The organism is Photorhabdus sp. P32 (assembly GCF_038085095.1).
Classification (GTDB): Bacteria; Pseudomonadota; Gammaproteobacteria; order Enterobacterales; family Enterobacteriaceae; genus Photorhabdus; species Photorhabdus luminescens.
Map to the genome: position 1 here is coordinate 1 of NZ_JAZGJN010000250.1, position 16,296 is coordinate 16,296.

A 16,296-nucleotide genomic window follows, 5' to 3' on the forward strand; every position below is an offset into this window, starting at 1 on the left:
CTAGGTAAGCCGTTACCCTACCTACCAGCTAATCCCATCTGGGTTCATCCGATGGCGTGAGGCCCTTTCAGGTCCCCCACTTTGGTCTCGCGACATTATGCGGTATTAGCCACCGTTTCCAATGGTTATCCCCCGCCCTCGGGCAGATCCCCAGACATTACTCACCCGTCCGCCGCTCGTCAGCAAAAGTGCAAGCACTCCCCTGTTACCGCTCGACTTGCATGTGTTAGGCCTGCCGCCAGCGTTCAATCTGAGCCATGATCAAACTCTTCAATTGAAAGCTTGATGCTCAAAGAATTGTCCTGTTAGTTCGTAATGAATTAACTGTTGTTCACTCTTCAAGACTTTAAAACGTATTTTTTTGTGATACGGTCTTGTGAGTGCCCACACAGATTGTCTGATTAATTGTTAAAGAGCAGGCTGACACAAAAATTAACATTCTCGGTCAGCCGGGCTGCGTATACTACGCTTTTCGCCCGCAGAGTCAAGCGCTTATTCGCTTTTTCTCTGCCTGACCTCACAATGTTTATCAGCGTTGTGTCGGTCAGTGGTGGCGCATTATAGGGAGTTCTTTGACGCTGGCAAGTATTTATTGAAAAAAATTCTCCAACAGAATGCTTTTTCAACAACATGATGATATAAAGAACAAAGCAGTCTACTTTTTAATGTCCTTAATCGCTTTAGGTAAGTCTGCAAGACTATTTATTATCAAATCAGCCGCTTGTTCAGCCTCATCAGTAATTGGTTTACCTGTACGAACTAACACTTTAGTTCCCACCTTCGCCAACATCGCCGCTTGCATATCTTCCAACTTGTCACCAACCATAAAAGAAGCTGTCATATCAATACCAAGCTCTCTCTGTGCGTCCAGCAACATACCCGGCTGTGGTTTACGACAGTCACAACTCTTCTTATATTGCTCTTCAGTTGCATCTGAGTGATGAGGGCAATAATAGATGCCATCCAAATCCACGCCACGGTCTGCCAGCGACCAATCCATCCATTCCGTCAGTTGCAAAAACTGCTCTTCATCGAAAATACCACGGGCAATACCTGACTGGTTTGTAACTAATACCAGTGCATACCCCATCTTTTTCAATTCAATCATGGCTTCAATCACACCATCGATAAATTGAAAATCATCTATTTCATGTACATAACCATGATCGATATTTATTGTTCCGTCACGATCTAAAAATACAGCAGGAATACCTTGTGTCACCCGATTGCTCCAAGAATGTAAGAAGCCCCCAGTATCGCACGATTTAGCCATGAATGAGAATGCAGCAATTAATTTATTCACAGTTGACTTAGACGTCTAGACACCTTAACATCCGATTCAACGGGTGGTTTGTTTTCTCAAAAATGTTCAAGCTATCAATTTTCAAAATTTTTATAAAAACAAATAAGAATAAAAATGATAAAACTTTCTCATATCAATAAAATATTCCAGCAGGGTGCCCGTTCTATTAACGCGCTTTCAGATATCAGCCTGCATGTCCCACAAGGGCAAATTTACGGTGTTATTGGCTCATCCGGCGCAGGTAAAAGTACACTAATTCGCTGTGTAAATATGCTTGAGCGTCCAACTTCCGGGCAAGTACTGGTTGATGGTCAGGATTTAACTATCTTATCTGATAGTGATTTAACTCGTGCACGTCGTCGTATTGGCATGATTTTCCAGCACTTCAATTTGCTGTCTTCAAGAACAGTGTTTGGCAACATAGCTTTACCTTTGGAACTGGATAACATTCCAAAGGCTGAAATTAAAAAGCGAGTAGACGAGTTATTGGAGCTTGTTGGTCTTGCAGATAAGCATGATGCTTATCCAGCAAATCTCTCCGGCGGACAAAAGCAACGCGTTGCCATTGCACGCGCTCTAGCTAATTCACCTAAGGTCCTTTTATGTGATGAAGCAACCAGTGCCCTAGATCCTGCAACAACACGTTCTATTCTAGAATTATTGAAAGATATTAATCGCCGTCTGGGACTAACCATTCTGTTAATTACACATGAAATGGATGTCGTCAAACGTATTTGTGACCAGGTAGCCGTTATTAGTGGTGGGCAATTGATTGAACAAGACATTGTTAGTGAAGTGTTCTCTCATCCCAAGACGCCTATCGCTCAGGCATTTATTCAGTCAACTTTGCATCTGGATATCCCTGAAGATTATGTACAAAAAATGCAAAGCCACCCAGCGCCAGATCTTAGTCCATTATTGAAATTAGAGTTCACCGGTCAGTCTGTTGATGCCCCACTGATTTCAATGGCGGTACGTCGTTTTGATATTGATATGAATATATTAAGTTCTCAAATCGACTATGCCGGCGGCGTAAAATTTGGTGTGATGTTAGCTGAATTACACGGTGAAAATGGCGGCGTTGAATCAACGATTAAGTTTTTACAAGATCATCATGTGAAAGTAGAGGTTCTCGGTTATGTCTGAAGGAATGATTTTATTACTGGCTAAAGGCGTCTGGGAAACTCTAGTAATGACTTTTGTTTCTGGTTTCTTTGGCTTCATTATCGGGCTGCCGATAGGTGTATTGTTATATGTCACCCGTCCCGGTCAAATTATGGAAAATAGTAAACTCTATCGTTTTCTTTCAGCGATAGTTAATATTTTCCGTTCTATCCCATTTATTATTTTACTAGTGTGGATGATTCCTTTCACCAGATTAATCGTGGGAACATCGATCGGTTTACAGGCTGCCATTGTCCCATTAACTATAGGCGCTGCACCCTTTATTGCTCGTATGGTGGAAAATGCTTTATTAGAGATTCCATCAGGACTAATTGAAGCCGCTAGAGCAATGGGAGCAACCCCATTCCAGATTATAAAGAAAATTCTGTTACCTGAAGCATTGCCTGGTCTGCTCAATGCAGCCACAATTACCCTCATAACTTTAGTCGGTTATTCTGCAATGGGAGGTGCTGTAGGTGCAGGCGGATTAGGCCAGATTGGCTACCAATACGGTTATATCGGCTATAATGCAACAGTGATGAATACCGTATTAGTGTTACTAGTTATTTTAGTTTATTTAATTCAATTAAGTGGCGACCGTTTAGTCAAGGTCACAACACATAAATAACAAGATTATTTTAATAGCAGTACCTGTTCGGTGCTAATAAATCAGTATTCTATAGGGGTAAAGTATGTCTGTTAAATTAAAAACAATCGCAACTATCAGCGCTCTTTTAGGTTCATTAATTTTGTCGGGTTGTGGGCAAGAGAAACAAGATCCAAACCATATTAAAGTCGGCGTTATCGTTGGTGCAGAGCAGGAAGTTGCTGAAATTGCCAAAAAAGTCGCTAAAGATAAATATGGTCTAGATGTAGAATTGGTGACCTTTAATGATTTTGTATTACCAAACGAAGCTCTGAGTAAAGGTGATATTGATCTGAATGCATACCAGCACAAACCCTATATGGATCAGCAAATCAAAGATCGCGGTTATAAGATGGTCATAGTTGGCAATTCTTTTGTTTATCCAATTGCAGGTTATTCCAAAAAAATTAAATCTCTGGATGAATTGCAGGATGGTTCCCAAATTGCGTTACCAAACGATCCAACGAACTTAGGCCGCTCTTTATTACTGTTACAGAAACAAGATCTAATTAAACTGAAAGATGGCATAGGTTTATTACCAACAGTTCTGGACGTTGTTGAAAATCCTAAAAATCTAAAATTAGTCGAACTGGAAGCGCCACAATTACCACGTTCACTGGATGATCAAAAAATTGCTCTGGCAATCATCAATACGACATATGCAAGCCAGATTGGCTTGACTCCAGCAAAAGATGGTTTATTTGTTGAAGATAAAGATTCTCCATATGTAAACCTACTGGTTAGTCGAGAAGATAACAAAGATGCTGAAAACGTTAAGAAATTCGTTAAGGCATATCAATCCGACGAAGTTGATGAAGCTGCCAATAAGATCTTTAATGGTGGTGCTGTGAAAGGTTGGTAATCTTTCATATTACGCTCATCAATATTAGAATAATCAGGCGGACAGATTGTCCGCCTGATTCATTATGGCATCATGTTTTCGATATTTTTTGTTAACCTAATCTACTCGCCTAACTCTAACCGTAAAAATTCGAGGATCTATTAATGCATAGGCTACTTATTTCTTTGTTAGCACTATCCATAACGGGATGTTCAATGCAACAAACAACATTTCCTGACTCTTCCCAATTATCAGATATGAGACTCACAGAACTATCAACTAGCGAAAAAAAATATTCCTCTTCATCCGTAAAGTTATATACCAAAAATGAAGAATTATTAGGTACCTCATTTAAAGATTTAGGAATTGTTTCTGGTCAATCATGTCGCAGTTCCTTACAAGATCCACCAGCGAATATCACCGTAGCTCGCAACCAGATGATAACCAAAGCAGCTTATTTGGATGCTAACGCTGTTTTATTGCATCAGTGCGAAATATTATCAGGCCAAGGATGCTACCAGATAGCAATATGTGAAGGCTCAGCCCTGCTTATCACCCAATGACCGATTTCCATTTCACACAGATAGGGGTTATCCATTCCCCTTATAAAGAAAAATTTGCCATTCCCCGCCAACCAGGTCTTATAGAAGACGGTGGCGGGAAACTGGTACTTATTCCTCCCTATAATCAACCGGATGCAGTTCGTGGTCTGGAACAATTTAGTCATTTGTGGGTTATTTTTATCTTCCATCAAACAATGGAAGGTGGCTGGAAGCCAATGGTACGTCCACCTCGTTTAGGTGGTAATGCAAAAATGGGCGTATTCGCAACCCGTTCGACTTTTCGGCCTAATCCAATTGGTATGTCTCTAATTGAACTTAAAGGGATCGAATACAAGAAAGGTCAAGTTACTCTGGAATTGGGTAGCCTGGATTTAGTTGATGGTACGCCTGTTATTGATATTAAGCCTTATTTACCTTTTGCTGAATGTCAGCCACATGCGGTAGCAGGTTTTGCACAACAATCCCCTGCTACCGATATGGAAGTGATATTTTTACCTGCCGCTGAACAACAACTCATCTCAGTTCAAAATATTTATCCGAATTTACGTCGTTTTATCAGCCAAGTTTTGACCCAAGATCCTCGTCCTGCTTACCGGAAAGGAGAACAGGAAAATCGGGAATATGCGGCTCATTTACTGAATTTTAATGTACGCTGGAGAATATGTGGCACATTGACTGAAGTGATCGCCATAGATCCCCACTAAAAATCAGCATATACCCTTTTGGCATTTTAAACTCACTGGTAGACTAAAGGCTTATTTTCGCTTTTTATTGGCTGGCAAATTTCTGCCAGTCAGAAGCAATTTGCTGCTCTAATGGAACCCAACAATGCGTACTAGCCAATATCTGCTCTCTACATTAAAAGAGACTCCTGCCGATGCAGAGGTTGTCAGCCATAAACTGATGCTTCGTGCGGGTATGATCCGTAAACTCGCTTCAGGTCTGTATAACTGGATGCCTACGGGTATCCGGGTACTTAAAAAAGTCGAAAACATTGTTCGTGAAGAGATGAACAATGCCGGAGCGATTGAAATATCTATGCCCGTCGTACAGCCGGCAGATCTATGGCAAGAAAGTGGCCGCTGGGAACAATACGGTCCAGAGTTACTGCGCTTTGTTGACCGAGGTGACCGTCCTTTTGTACTAGGTCCAACTCATGAAGAGGTCATCACTGATCTGATCCGCAATGAAGTCAGCTCATATAAGCAATTACCACTGACATTATTCCAAATTCAGACTAAATTTCGCGATGAAGTTCGCCCTCGTTTCGGCGTGATGCGCTCCCGTGAATTCCTAATGAAAGATGCTTACTCTTTCCACGCTACCCAGGCATCATTACAAGAAACTTATGACAATATGTACGAAGCCTACAGCAAAATTTTTACCCGCATAGGTTTGGATTTTCGTGCTGTGCTGGCAGATACCGGTTCCATCGGTGGTAGTGCTTCCCATGAATTTCAGGTTCTGGCAGCCAGTGGAGAAGATGATATCGTTTTCTCAACTGAATCCAATTATGCAGCTAATATTGAATTAGCCGAAGCTGTTGCTCCTGCTTATGATCGCGCAGCACCAACAGAAGAGATGCATCTGGTAGATACTCCAAACGCAAAAACAATTGCTGAACTGGTTGAGCAATTTAATCTGCCAATTGAGAAAACGGTTAAAACCCTGATGGTTCATGCAGCAGAAGGCACAAGTCATAAATTGATTGCCTTACTGGTTCGGGGCGACCATGAACTTAATGAAATCAAAGCAGAGAAATTACCTTTAATTGCCAGCCCACTGACTTTCGCTACCGAGGAAGAGATTCGTTCAATTGTTGGTGCAGGCCCAGGTTCATTGGGACCTGTCAATCTGCCAATACCTGTTATTATCGACCGCAGTGTGGCAGTGATGAGTGACTTTGGCGCAGGTGCTAATATCGATGAAAAACACTATTTCGGTATCAACTGGGAGCGTGATCTGCCACTACCTGAAATTGCTGATATCCGTAATGTTGTTGAAGGTGATACCAGCCCGGATGGTAAAGGGACATTGCTTATCAAGCGTGGTATTGAAGTTGGTCATATTTTCCAACTTGGCACCAAATATTCTGATGCCATGAAAGCTACCGTTCAAAGCGAAGACGGCCACAATCAGATAGTCACTATGGGCTGTTATGGTATTGGTGTTACTCGAATTGTCGCCGCAGCGATTGAACAAAATCACGATGACCGCGGTATCATCTGGCCTGATGCAATTGCGCCATTCCAAGTTGCTATTTTGCCAATGAATATGCACAAGTCATACCGAGTTAAAGAAGTTGCAGAGAAACTGTATGCTGATCTACGCGCTAGCGGCATTGATGTTATTTTTGATGATCGTAAAGAACGCCCAGGCGTGATGTTTGCCGATATGGAGCTTATCGGTATACCACACACTATCGTTATTGGTGACCGTAATCTCGATAATGGCGAAGTAGAATATAAATATCGTCGCGGTGACGAAAAACAAATGCTGAAACTAGACGATGTTGTTGATTACCTGAAGCAACAATTTGGTTGTTAATTGAATTATTGCAGTAACTTATTGAATAATATGGTGATAATGGTCACATTATAACAGAGCATTTTACGCTTCTTAGCCCATTATCACCATACATATTGAAACTAGAATTATTTCTTCACATTACAAGATTTCGATTTATCGAAATAGATTTTACCCGTCTGAATCAAGGCAGGATCGAATTGCCCATCTTCCATTGAAGGACTAACGCTGTAATAGCCTTCAACTGCAACGTAAACCGGCGTTCCACCTTCCACACCGACTTGGTGATAGCCTTGCTCCAAATCCAGACTTTCCGGTACGGCATACCGCTTACCTGTACTACAATCAGTAAATGAAGCAGCATCAGCCATGTAGCTGTATTCACCCATCAGTTTCTTCGGTTTTACCCGTTGCAGTTCATAATTGAATGATGATTCAATTTGATTGCCTTCAATATCCAACATGACCAAATTTTCACCCTTCGGCAGATAATAAGATTTCTGGTCGTCTGATTTTGTCAGGCTAATTTTCTCTCCATTTTTCGCCCATAGACCAGATTCAAAGAACGACTGGTCACCATCACGAGCGCCAAGATAAGTTTGCTCCAGAATATAAGTACCATCATTATCCAATAACAGTGTGGTATCAATACCAGAACAATCAGCACAAGGAAGAACGCCATGAAAAGTCTGATCTACTGGCTGTGAACTCGTTTGCTGTACTGAGTTACCTTTACATCCCATCAAAGCAGATACGCCCACAGCAACTAACGCTGTCAAAAGTTTCTTATTCACATTTATCTCCACACAGTATAATGAGCTCTATAATTCTCATCTTATAAGTAACACAAGGAACATAGCGATTATTCAAGCCTAATAGCGTAAGTACTGTCCTTCTTAAGGATGTTACCCAACAATAGCAAAATAACGTAGGCCGATTTTAATACTTTTGTCAGGAACTTGCTGTGAAATAAGACTTTTATTTATTTACTGTTCAGAATGAATAACCAAAGTTATTCATTAATCACGATTGATTTCCTGTGCTATAGTCATTAACAGTGCTTTTGAGTTACAATTTTTAACAACCACGGGCGGCAATAACCGCCACTAACCATAGTGGTGAGCGAATATGTCTATAAATACTGAATATCAACCAATTAACTGTGACGACTACGACAATCTTGAGTCAACTTGCCAACATCAGCTCCACCTCCACATAAAGTTGCGAGGTGGGGAAGTTATTGAAGGAAAAGCCTGTGATTTGGTTTTAAGAAAAAAAGTTGAATACTTGATAATTGAAACAGAAGGTAAACCCCGTGAATTGCGGTTAGATCATATTGCTAGCTTCAGTCACCCTAAAATTGGCACTATTACTATTGAACACTCTGAATCTTGATAGAAAACAGCCGCCTTGGGCGGCTTAACTTTTTATTTTAACAGCGTTTTATGCCAGCTAATTGTTAACATCTCCCTTCCTTCCGCCGCTTCACTTTCCTTGGTGACAAAAACACCTAACGCCGCTATTAATTGTTCATTGTAATAAAGCAATGGAATTCGCTCTCTAAGCCACGGAGCAACACCAAGCTCTTGCCACAATTTTTTACTATGCCGGGAGTGTTGACGCCCCACAATACTTATCATTCCCTGGACACCAAAGCGAACAGTCACTCGCTCATTACCAACCGGAGCCCTCACTTGAATACCGCGATCAGCAATATTCAATTCTCCCAGACGATCCGGCAATACCAAAGTATTGCAAATATCCCACTCAATAATAGTCTCTTTCAAAGATTGCCATTGAGGAACCAACCAGAGTTTTTGCTTATAACGACGTACATCATATTTACCAAATTGTAGTCGAGGCTCAGCATCAGTGCGAGCAAGCGCCACCTCATACCAAAGCCGATTAAGCTGCTCTCGTGAAGGCATTTTCATCTCATGATAACCAAACCAACGGCGTAACAAAGCATTTCGTTTGGCTTCGGAACATACAGCCAAAGACGAAATACCCAAAGCACCGTCTTGAGTTATCAGCTCTTTCAGAGACTGATCCAGTAATTCATCTAGAAGCTGCTCTTGCTCACCACATAAACTTGCACTACGAGCAACAGATTGTGGGAAATGCGGCCAACGTTGATTCAGTAACGGCATGATGTGTAAGCGCAGAAAATTTCTGTCATAACGATCATCTTGATTACTGTCGTCTTCAATCCAATTTAGACGATGTTCACTGGCATACATCTCCAGTTCATTCCGGCTATAGTCAAGTAGCGGGCGTAACAATAATGTATCAGCAAATACAGCGATTGAAGGCATAGAGGCAAGACCTGCCGGACCGCTACCTCGCTTTAATGCCAGTAAAAAAGTCTCCGCCTGATCATCAAGATGTTGAGCTGTTACCAAAATTTCGTCTTTTTGTAATTCTCGCTTGAATACCTGATATCTAGCATCGCGAGCAGCAGCCTCAATCCCCTTTTGACGAGCATCTATCATGACTCTTGCGGAATGAAACTCCACCCGCCAGTCATCACAGATCTGCTGGCAATGTTCAACCCATTGATCTGCTTTTAGGTTTAAACCGTGGTGAATATGCATTGCTCTTAGTTGAATTTCCTGATTATGTTGATTACGCCAATTAACCAGCAAATGCAGCAAAACAGAGGAATCTAACCCACCACTGAATCCAACCAAGATTTTCTTATATTCACCAAGCTGCTTAGCCAAAGTGACAAATAGTTTCTCATCAATGTTTGTCATTATAAGTTCAAAAATTCATTAGCTTGCAATAATATGAATTCATTATTATCTACTTTAGCAAGTCTAAAACCGCTGTCAGTCAGATATGTTTTTCACTACTTTCATCAAGAATATGAAATGATAAAAAGAAGTAGAAACAGTAAAGGATGGAATGGCTGAAATTTATTATTTCCAGTCATTTACCATCCCTTATTCAAGCAATTAATTCAAATATCAACAATAACCATATTGCATCAAGCGCTGATATCGGCGGTTGATTAATTCTTCAGATGTCAAATGATCAAGCTCTGCCAAATCAACCAACAACTGAGCTTTCAACGACGCGGATATTGTTTCATAGTCACGATGGGCGCCGCCTAATGGCTCTGAGATCACAGTATCGACTAATTCCAATTCTTTTAAACGAGGTGCAGTGATCCCCATTGCTTCTGCCGCCAAAGGTGCTTTTTCCGCGCTTTTCCACAAAATTGAGGCACACCCTTCTGGGGAAATAACAGAATAAGTACTATATTGCAGCATATTCACTTTATCACCAACACCAATCGCTAATGCGCCACCAGAGCCGCCTTCACCAATGACAGTACAAATAACAGGCACAGACAGACGGGACATTTCACGCAAGTTGCGAGCAATCGCCTCAGATTGACCACGCTCTTCCGCACCAACCCCTGGATATGCACCAGGAGTATCAATGAAAGTAATAATTGGCAGTTTAAAACGCTCTGCCATTTCCATCAGGCGCAAAGCCTTACGATAGCCTTCTGGCGCTGGCATACCGAAATTACGGCGAATTTTTTCTTTAGTCTCACGGCCTTTTTGGTGACCAATAATCATCACTGGACGCCCATCAAGACGAGCCAGACCACCAACAATTGCTTTGTCATCAGCATAAGCACGATCACCAGCAAGCTCTTCAAAATCAGTAAAAATATGCTGAATATAGTCCAACGTATAAGGACGACGCGGGTGACGGGCAAGCTGAGCAATTTGCCAGGCACCTAAATCTGAAAAGATTTTACGAGTCAATTCCAAACTTTTTTCTCGCAAACGTTGTACTTCTTCATCCAGATTTATATCTAATTTTTCACCTTGACGGCTAACTGCGGTTAGCGAATCAATTTTCGCTTCCAGCTCGGCAATCGGCTGTTCAAATTCAAGAAAATTCAGACTCATAACATTCCTATTTCAGTCAAATTCTAATTCTACCTGCTCATTACCCAGCAGAGTTCGCAAATCTGTCAGAAGGTTATCCGTTGGCGTTACCCTCCACGTCGCGCCAAATCTTAAACGGGCGCGGGCGTCTTCCCTCTGGTAATAAAGATGAACTGGTATCGTTCCTGAACGATGTGGTTCCAATGCACTACGAAGACGGCTTAACAATTGATCATCAATTTGCCTGTCTGACAGCGAGATAGCAAGTCCACGCGCATATTTTTCACGCGCTTCACTAATATCCATTAATTCACGAGCTGTCATTTTAAGACCGCCATTGAAGTCATCAAAGCTGACCTGCCCTGTAGCAATTAATATCCGGTCTTGTTCTAACAAATGCCGATATTTCTCCAAGGCATCAGAAAATAACATAACTTCTAGACGTCCTGAACGGTCATCTAAGGTACAAATACCAATCCGGTTACCTCGTTTGGTTATAATCACTTTAGATGCTAACACCAAACCTATCACCGTCGTTACTTGACCACGCGGTGTTGGATTCACATCTTTTAACTTCAATCCATTAGTATAGCGCTCAATTTCTTTTAAATAACGGGTGATAGGATGCCCAGTTAAATAGAGTCCCAACGTTTCCCGTTCACCATCAAGAACAATTTGTTCCGGCCATTGAGGAATATTGGCATAAGAGCGCTCCACTTCTTCTGGTTCTTCAGCTAATACACCAAACATATCAGTCTGACCAGTGGCTTCCGCTTTAGCATGTTGATCTGCTGCTTTTAGGGCATCTTCCAGCGTGGACATCAGTGCTGCACGGTGCGGCCCCAAACGGTCAAATGCCCCTGACATGATCAGTTTTTCCATCACTCGACGATTTAACTTCTTGATGTCAACACGGGCACATAAATCAAACAGTTCTCTAAAATAACCCTCTTTCTGACGAGCTTCAATGATCGCTTCAATCGGCCCTTCACCTACCCCTTTAATTGCACCGATACCATATACGATCTCCCCGTCATCATTAACGTGGAAATGATATAAGCCGCTATTGATATCAGGTGGTAAGATTTTCAGCCCCATGCGCCAGCATTCATCAATCAAACCAACGACTTTTTCTGTATTATCCATATCAGCAGTCATTACCGCAGCCATGAATTCAGCCGGATAATGCGCTTTCAACCATAAAGTCTGATAAGAAACCAAGGCATATGCAGCGGAGTGAGATTTGTTAAATCCGTAACCGGCAAACTTCTCTACCAGGTCAAAGATTTTCATTGCCAGTTCGCCATCAATACCCAGTTTTTTCGCGCCTTCTTCAAAGACAGAACGCTGCTTAGCCATCTCCTCCGGCTTTTTCTTGCCCATCGCTCGCCGGAGCATATCTGCGCCACCGAGAGTATATCCCGCCAGCACCTGAGCAATCTGCATCACTTGTTCCTGATAAAGGATAATGCCGTAAGTCGGCTCCAACACAGGCTGTAAAGATTCGTGCTGCCACTGTATATCCGGGTATGAGATCTCCTCCCGGCCATGTTTGCGGTCAATGAAGTTATCCACCATGCCTGATTGCAAGGGGCCTGGGCGGAACAAAGCCACAAGCGCGATCATATCTTCGAAACAGTCGGGACGCAGACGTTTAATCAGATCCTTCATACCACGGGATTCAAGCTGAAATACCGCTGTTGTTTCAGCACGTTGCAGCATATCAAAGCTTTTAGCGTCGCTCAGTGGAATCGCTGTAATATCAATCGGCTCTTGACCTTTCTTCGCTCTACGCGCGTTGATCATCTCTAATGCCCAGTTGATAATGGTCAGTGTCCTCAGTCCGAGGAAGTCAAATTTCACCAACCCTGCATATTCCACATCGTTTTTATCAAACTGAGTAACCGGGTTCAAACCTTCCGGGTCACAATAGAGCGGCGAAAAATCGGTGATCTTAGTTGGAGCAATAACCACCCCACCCGCGTGTTTCCCGGCATTACGAGTGACACCTTCCAACTTACGCGCCATATCTATCAGCGCCTTAACTTCCTCATCCGCTTCATAGATTTCAGGAAGTTGCGGCTCCGCGGCAAATGCTTTCTCCAATGTCATACCGGGATCAAGCGGTATTAATTTGGAAATCCTATCAACAAATCCGTATGGATGCCCTAACACACGGCCAACATCCCGGATTACCGCTTTCGCCGCCATTGTGCCGAATGTGATAATCTGAGATACAGCATCACGGCCATAGATATCAGCCACATGATCAATTACCAGATCGCGTTTTTCCATACAGAAATCGACGTCGAAATCGGGCATGGAAACACGTTCAGGGTTAAGGAATCGTTCAAATAGCAAATCAAATTCCAAAGGATCGAGATCAGTTATTTTTAGAGCATAAGCTACCAAAGAACCGGCACCCGAACCGCGTCCCGGGCCAACAGGAACGCCGTTGTCTTTCGACCACTGAATGAATTCCATCACGATCAGAAAGTAGCCTGGGAATCCCATCTGGTTGATAACCCGAAGTTCAACATCGAGTCTCTCATCATATTCAAGACGTTTTTCTGCACGTACTTTAGGATCTGGATAGAGAAATGCCAAACGCTCTTCTAACCCTTGTTTAGATCTATCTATCAGATAATCTTCAGTACTCATTTCCCCTGTAGGAAATTGCGGCAGGAAGTATTCACCAAGGCGAATAGTGACATTACAGCGCTTAGCAATTTCTACACTGTTTTCCAGCGCTTCCGGGATATCAGCGAATAACTCACACATTTCCTGTTCACTACGCAGATATTGCTGAGGACTGTAATTTTTTGGACGTTTAGGGTCAGCCAAAGTATAGCCATCATGAATCGCTACGCGAATCTCATGAGCATCAAAATCTTCACTATCAATGAAGCAAACATCATTGGTCGCAACGACAGGCAGGTTTTTTTCCGTCGCCAGCGCAACCGCTGCATGCAGATAACTCTCTTCATCTGCACGGCCAGTACGGATCAACTCCAAATAATAACAACCGGGAAAATGCTCCTGATAAAACTCAAGGCATTGGTCCACCATAACCTGATTACCACGTAGCAGGAATTTACCCACATCCCCCATACGACCGCCGGAGAGCAGAATTAGCCCTTCTTTATGGTTTATCAACCATTCCTGTTTAATTGTCGGACCAATCGCACCATATCCCTTCTGATAAGCCTCTGATATCAGCAACGTCAGGTTATGATAACCCGTATTATTGCGTGCAAGAATGGTCAGGCTAGCGTACTCATCGCCAAGCAGTTCACTTTCCACATAGAAATCAGCACCAATAATCGGTTTTATTCCTGCCCCATGAGCACTGCCGTAAAACCTCACCAACCCACACAAATTAGTAAAATCAGTGATCGCAAAAGCCGGCATACCTAACTGCGCCACCTTTTTCACTAAAGGGCTGGTTTTGGCTAAGCCATCAATCATTGAATAGTCGCTGTGAACACGTAAGTGCACAAAACGGGGTTCGGCCATATATTTATCCAGATGATATCAATTTGAAGAATAGCTGTATTCAGTCAACAAGTTTACTTAAAGGCCAATTGCTCTCTTAACCGGCGAAAAACTTTTACGATGATGTTCCGTCGCTCCCAACTGAGCCAACTTTTCTAAATGAAATGCCGTTGGGTAGCCTTTATGCTTAGCAAATCCATATTCAGGAAACAGTTGATCAAGTTCAGCCATTTCCCGATCTCTGGTCACTTTCGCCACAATAGAAGCGGCACTGATTTCAGCAACCAGTCCATCGCCTTTTATTACCGCTTGTGCCGGCATGGGTAATTTAGGGCAACGGTTACCATCAATCAGCACATATTCAGGAGAAATAGGCAAATTAGCCACAGCCCTTTGCATCGCAAGCATAGTTGCATGCAGGATATTCAATTGATCAATTTCTGCCGGTTCTGCACGCCCTAAACTCCAGCACAATGCTTTTTCTGTGATCTCCAGATACAGTGCCTCACGGCGTTTTTCACTAAGTTTTTTAGAATCGGCCAAACCAACTATCGGCCGTAATGGATCTAAAATAACCGCCGCAGTCACAACCGCACCCACTAATGGGCCTCGACCAACTTCATCAACCCCAGCAATCAGACTTGCCTGAGGATATATAAATTCCATCATTTTCCTGCCAATTCCAACACGGCTTGTGCTGCTTGTTCGTCAGCATTACAACGAATGCTTTCATGCAAACGTAAAAATGTCTGCTTCAATATTTCAACTTTTTCACTGCCTTGTAGTAACAGCAACAATTCATCTGCAAGTTTTTGCGGCTGACATTTTTCCTGCAATAATTCTTTAACTAACTCTTCACCGGATAATAAGTTAGGCAATGAAACATAAGGCGTTTTTACCAGGCGTTTTGCCAACCAGAAAGTCAATGGCTTCATCCGGTAACCCACCACCATTGGACATTTTGCCAGCATACATTCCAGAGCAGCAGTACCAGAGGCCAAAAGTGCAGCATCACTTGCGATCATGATTTCTCGCGCTTTGCCATCCACAAGGTGAACATTCAGCTCTGGCGCAACTTCCTGTTTAATGCGCTCGAATTGTTCACGCCGTTTAACATTCACTAATGGCACAAATATATGCAGGTCAGATATGCTGCGCTGTAATAACTGAGCAGTTTTAAGAAAATCTGCACTCAGCATCTCAACCTCAGAATGTCGGCTCCCCGGCAATAAAGCCAAGCAAACAGCCTCTGGAGGAATACCTAATGACTCACGTGCCGCCGCTTTATTTGGTTGTAATGGCATAGCATCCGCCATAGTGTGTCCAATAAACCGGCACGGAACATTAAACTTATCGTAAAACGCTTTTTCAAAAGGTAAGAAAGCCAAGACCATATCAGTGGCTTTACCAATTTTGAAAACACGTTTCTGGCGCCAAGCCCATACCGACGGACTGACATAATGAATGGTGCGGATGCCCCGCTGTTTTAACCGACCTTCCAAGGTGATATTGAAATCCGGCGCATCAATGCCCACAAACACATCAGGTTTCAGTTCAGTGAAACGAGTTGTCAGATCCTTACGGATTTTCAACAAACGAGGCAAACGTTCAAGAACTTCGACAACCCCCATTACTGCTAGCTCTTCCATCTCATACCAGGCTTCACAACCTTCAGCCTGCATAAGAGGACCTGCCACACCAACAAAACGGGCATTAGGTACTTTCGCTTTTACAGCACGAATTAAACCTGCGCCAAGGATATCACCGGAGGTTTCTCCGGCGATTAATCCAATAGTCAACAGACGCAGACTATCAATAGAAGAAATGGTAGCCAAAGGAGTATCCTTCAT

14 protein-coding genes and 1 rRNA gene are annotated in these 16,296 nt (G+C 42.7%); 7 read left to right on the plus strand and 8 right to left on the minus strand.

Annotation, left to right across the window (positions count from 1 at the left end):
* Window positions 1-277: ribosomal RNA gene (locus tag V2H77_RS09355) — 16S ribosomal RNA — on the minus strand; the annotation flags it as partial.
* Between the two features lie 378 nt (window positions 278-655).
* Window positions 656-1,222, minus strand: coding sequence for a D-glycero-beta-D-manno-heptose 1,7-bisphosphate 7-phosphatase (gene gmhB, locus V2H77_RS09360; RefSeq protein ID WP_341498582.1), 567 nt, complete (start codon window positions 1,220-1,222; stop codon window positions 656-658).
* Window positions 1,223-1,417: 195 nt separating this feature from the next.
* Between gmhB and metN the strand changes: the two genes are divergently transcribed.
* The 6 genes from metN (at window position 1,418) to proS (ending at window position 7,064) form a co-directional block, all read left to right on the plus strand.
* Window positions 1,418-2,449: a methionine ABC transporter ATP-binding protein MetN gene (gene metN, locus V2H77_RS09365; RefSeq protein ID WP_036781210.1), complete on the plus strand. Its 1,032-nt coding sequence runs from the start codon at window positions 1,418-1,420 to the stop codon at window positions 2,447-2,449.
* The gene (locus tag V2H77_RS09370) at window positions 2,442-3,095 is read left to right on the plus strand and encodes a methionine ABC transporter permease MetI (protein WP_341498583.1); all 654 of its coding nucleotides are present in this window, start codon (window positions 2,442-2,444) and stop codon (window positions 3,093-3,095) included. The genes metN and V2H77_RS09370 overlap by 8 nt, the downstream gene beginning before the upstream one ends.
* Window positions 3,096-3,159: 64 nt before the next feature.
* Window positions 3,160-3,975, plus strand: coding sequence for a MetQ/NlpA family lipoprotein (locus tag V2H77_RS09375; protein WP_341498584.1), 816 nt, complete (start codon window positions 3,160-3,162; stop codon window positions 3,973-3,975).
* A 194-nt stretch (window positions 3,976-4,169) separates the two neighbouring features.
* Complete coding sequence (rcsF, locus tag V2H77_RS09380; protein ID WP_341498585.1) at window positions 4,170-4,517, plus strand: Rcs stress response system protein RcsF; 348 nt, start codon at window positions 4,170-4,172, stop codon at window positions 4,515-4,517.
* Window positions 4,514-5,221 (plus strand): tRNA (N6-threonylcarbamoyladenosine(37)-N6)-methyltransferase TrmO, encoded by a 708-nt coding sequence (tsaA, locus tag V2H77_RS09385; protein ID WP_341498586.1) that lies wholly within the window; start codon window positions 4,514-4,516, stop codon window positions 5,219-5,221. The genes rcsF and tsaA overlap by 4 nt, the downstream gene beginning before the upstream one ends.
* Window positions 5,222-5,345: 124 nt before the next feature.
* Entirely contained in the window at window positions 5,346-7,064 is a 1,719-nt protein-coding gene (gene proS, locus V2H77_RS09390) for a proline--tRNA ligase (RefSeq protein WP_341498587.1), read from the plus strand.
* A 107-nt stretch (window positions 7,065-7,171) separates the two neighbouring features.
* Here proS and nlpE read toward each other — a convergent pair whose 3' ends face one another.
* Complete coding sequence (nlpE, locus tag V2H77_RS09395) at window positions 7,172-7,837, minus strand: envelope stress response activation lipoprotein NlpE (protein WP_265378633.1); 666 nt, start codon at window positions 7,835-7,837, stop codon at window positions 7,172-7,174.
* A gap of 334 nt (window positions 7,838-8,171) precedes the next feature.
* Between nlpE and rof the strand changes: the two genes are divergently transcribed.
* Window positions 8,172-8,438, plus strand: a complete 267-nt coding sequence (gene rof / locus V2H77_RS09400) for a Rho-binding antiterminator (protein ID WP_036781226.1) — start codon at window positions 8,172-8,174, stop codon at window positions 8,436-8,438.
* A 32-nt stretch (window positions 8,439-8,470) separates the two neighbouring features.
* Here the strand turns inward: rof and tilS are convergent, their stop codons facing one another.
* The 5 genes from tilS to lpxB all read right to left on the minus strand — a co-directional run bounded on the left by tilS (window position 8,471) and on the right by lpxB (window position 16,296).
* Entirely contained in the window at window positions 8,471-9,799 is a 1,329-nt protein-coding gene (tilS, locus tag V2H77_RS09405) for a tRNA lysidine(34) synthetase TilS (RefSeq protein WP_341498588.1), read from the minus strand.
* A gap of 213 nt (window positions 9,800-10,012) precedes the next feature.
* Window positions 10,013-10,972, minus strand: a complete 960-nt coding sequence (accA, locus tag V2H77_RS09410; protein WP_265378635.1) for an acetyl-CoA carboxylase carboxyl transferase subunit alpha — start codon at window positions 10,970-10,972, stop codon at window positions 10,013-10,015.
* A gap of 12 nt (window positions 10,973-10,984) precedes the next feature.
* A complete protein-coding gene (dnaE, locus tag V2H77_RS09415) occupies window positions 10,985-14,467 on the minus strand; it encodes a DNA polymerase III subunit alpha (protein WP_341498589.1) in 3,483 nt (1,160 codons plus the stop codon).
* Window positions 14,468-14,524: 57 nt separating this feature from the next.
* Window positions 14,525-15,115, minus strand: a complete 591-nt coding sequence (gene rnhB / locus V2H77_RS09420) for a ribonuclease HII (protein ID WP_341498590.1) — start codon at window positions 15,113-15,115, stop codon at window positions 14,525-14,527.
* On the minus strand, window positions 15,112-16,296 hold the full coding sequence (gene lpxB, locus V2H77_RS09425; RefSeq protein WP_341498591.1) for a lipid-A-disaccharide synthase: 1,185 nt from the start codon (window positions 16,294-16,296) through the stop codon (window positions 15,112-15,114). Before lpxB ends, rnhB begins: the two co-directional genes overlap by 4 nt.

Excerpts from the sequence above, each read along its gene's own strand:
- metN (WP_036781210.1), top strand. The coding sequence starts at position 1,418 with ATGATAAAACTTTCTCATATCAATAAAATATTCCAGCAGGGTGCCCGT.
- V2H77_RS09370 (WP_341498583.1), top strand. The coding sequence starts at position 2,442 with ATGTCTGAAGGAATGATTTTATTACTGGCTAAAGGCGTCTGGGAAACT.
- V2H77_RS09375 (WP_341498584.1), top strand. The coding sequence starts at position 3,160 with ATGTCTGTTAAATTAAAAACAATCGCAACTATCAGCGCTCTTTTAGGT.
- rcsF (WP_341498585.1), top strand. The coding sequence starts at position 4,170 with ATGCAACAAACAACATTTCCTGACTCTTCCCAATTATCAGATATGAGA.
- tsaA (WP_341498586.1), top strand. The coding sequence starts at position 4,514 with ATGACCGATTTCCATTTCACACAGATAGGGGTTATCCATTCCCCTTAT.
- proS (WP_341498587.1), top strand. The coding sequence starts at position 5,346 with ATGCGTACTAGCCAATATCTGCTCTCTACATTAAAAGAGACTCCTGCC.
- rof (WP_036781226.1), top strand. The coding sequence starts at position 8,172 with ATGTCTATAAATACTGAATATCAACCAATTAACTGTGACGACTACGAC.
- tilS (WP_341498588.1), bottom strand. The coding sequence starts at position 9,799 with ATGACAAACATTGATGAGAAACTATTTGTCACTTTGGCTAAGCAGCTT.
- accA (WP_265378635.1), bottom strand. The coding sequence starts at position 10,972 with ATGAGTCTGAATTTTCTTGAATTTGAACAGCCGATTGCCGAGCTGGAA.
- dnaE (WP_341498589.1), bottom strand. The coding sequence starts at position 14,467 with ATGGCCGAACCCCGTTTTGTGCACTTACGTGTTCACAGCGACTATTCA.
- rnhB (WP_341498590.1), bottom strand. The coding sequence starts at position 15,115 with ATGATGGAATTTATATATCCTCAGGCAAGTCTGATTGCTGGGGTTGAT.
- lpxB (WP_341498591.1), bottom strand. The coding sequence starts at position 16,296 with ATGAAGGATACTCCTTTGGCTACCATTTCTTCTATTGATAGTCTGCGT.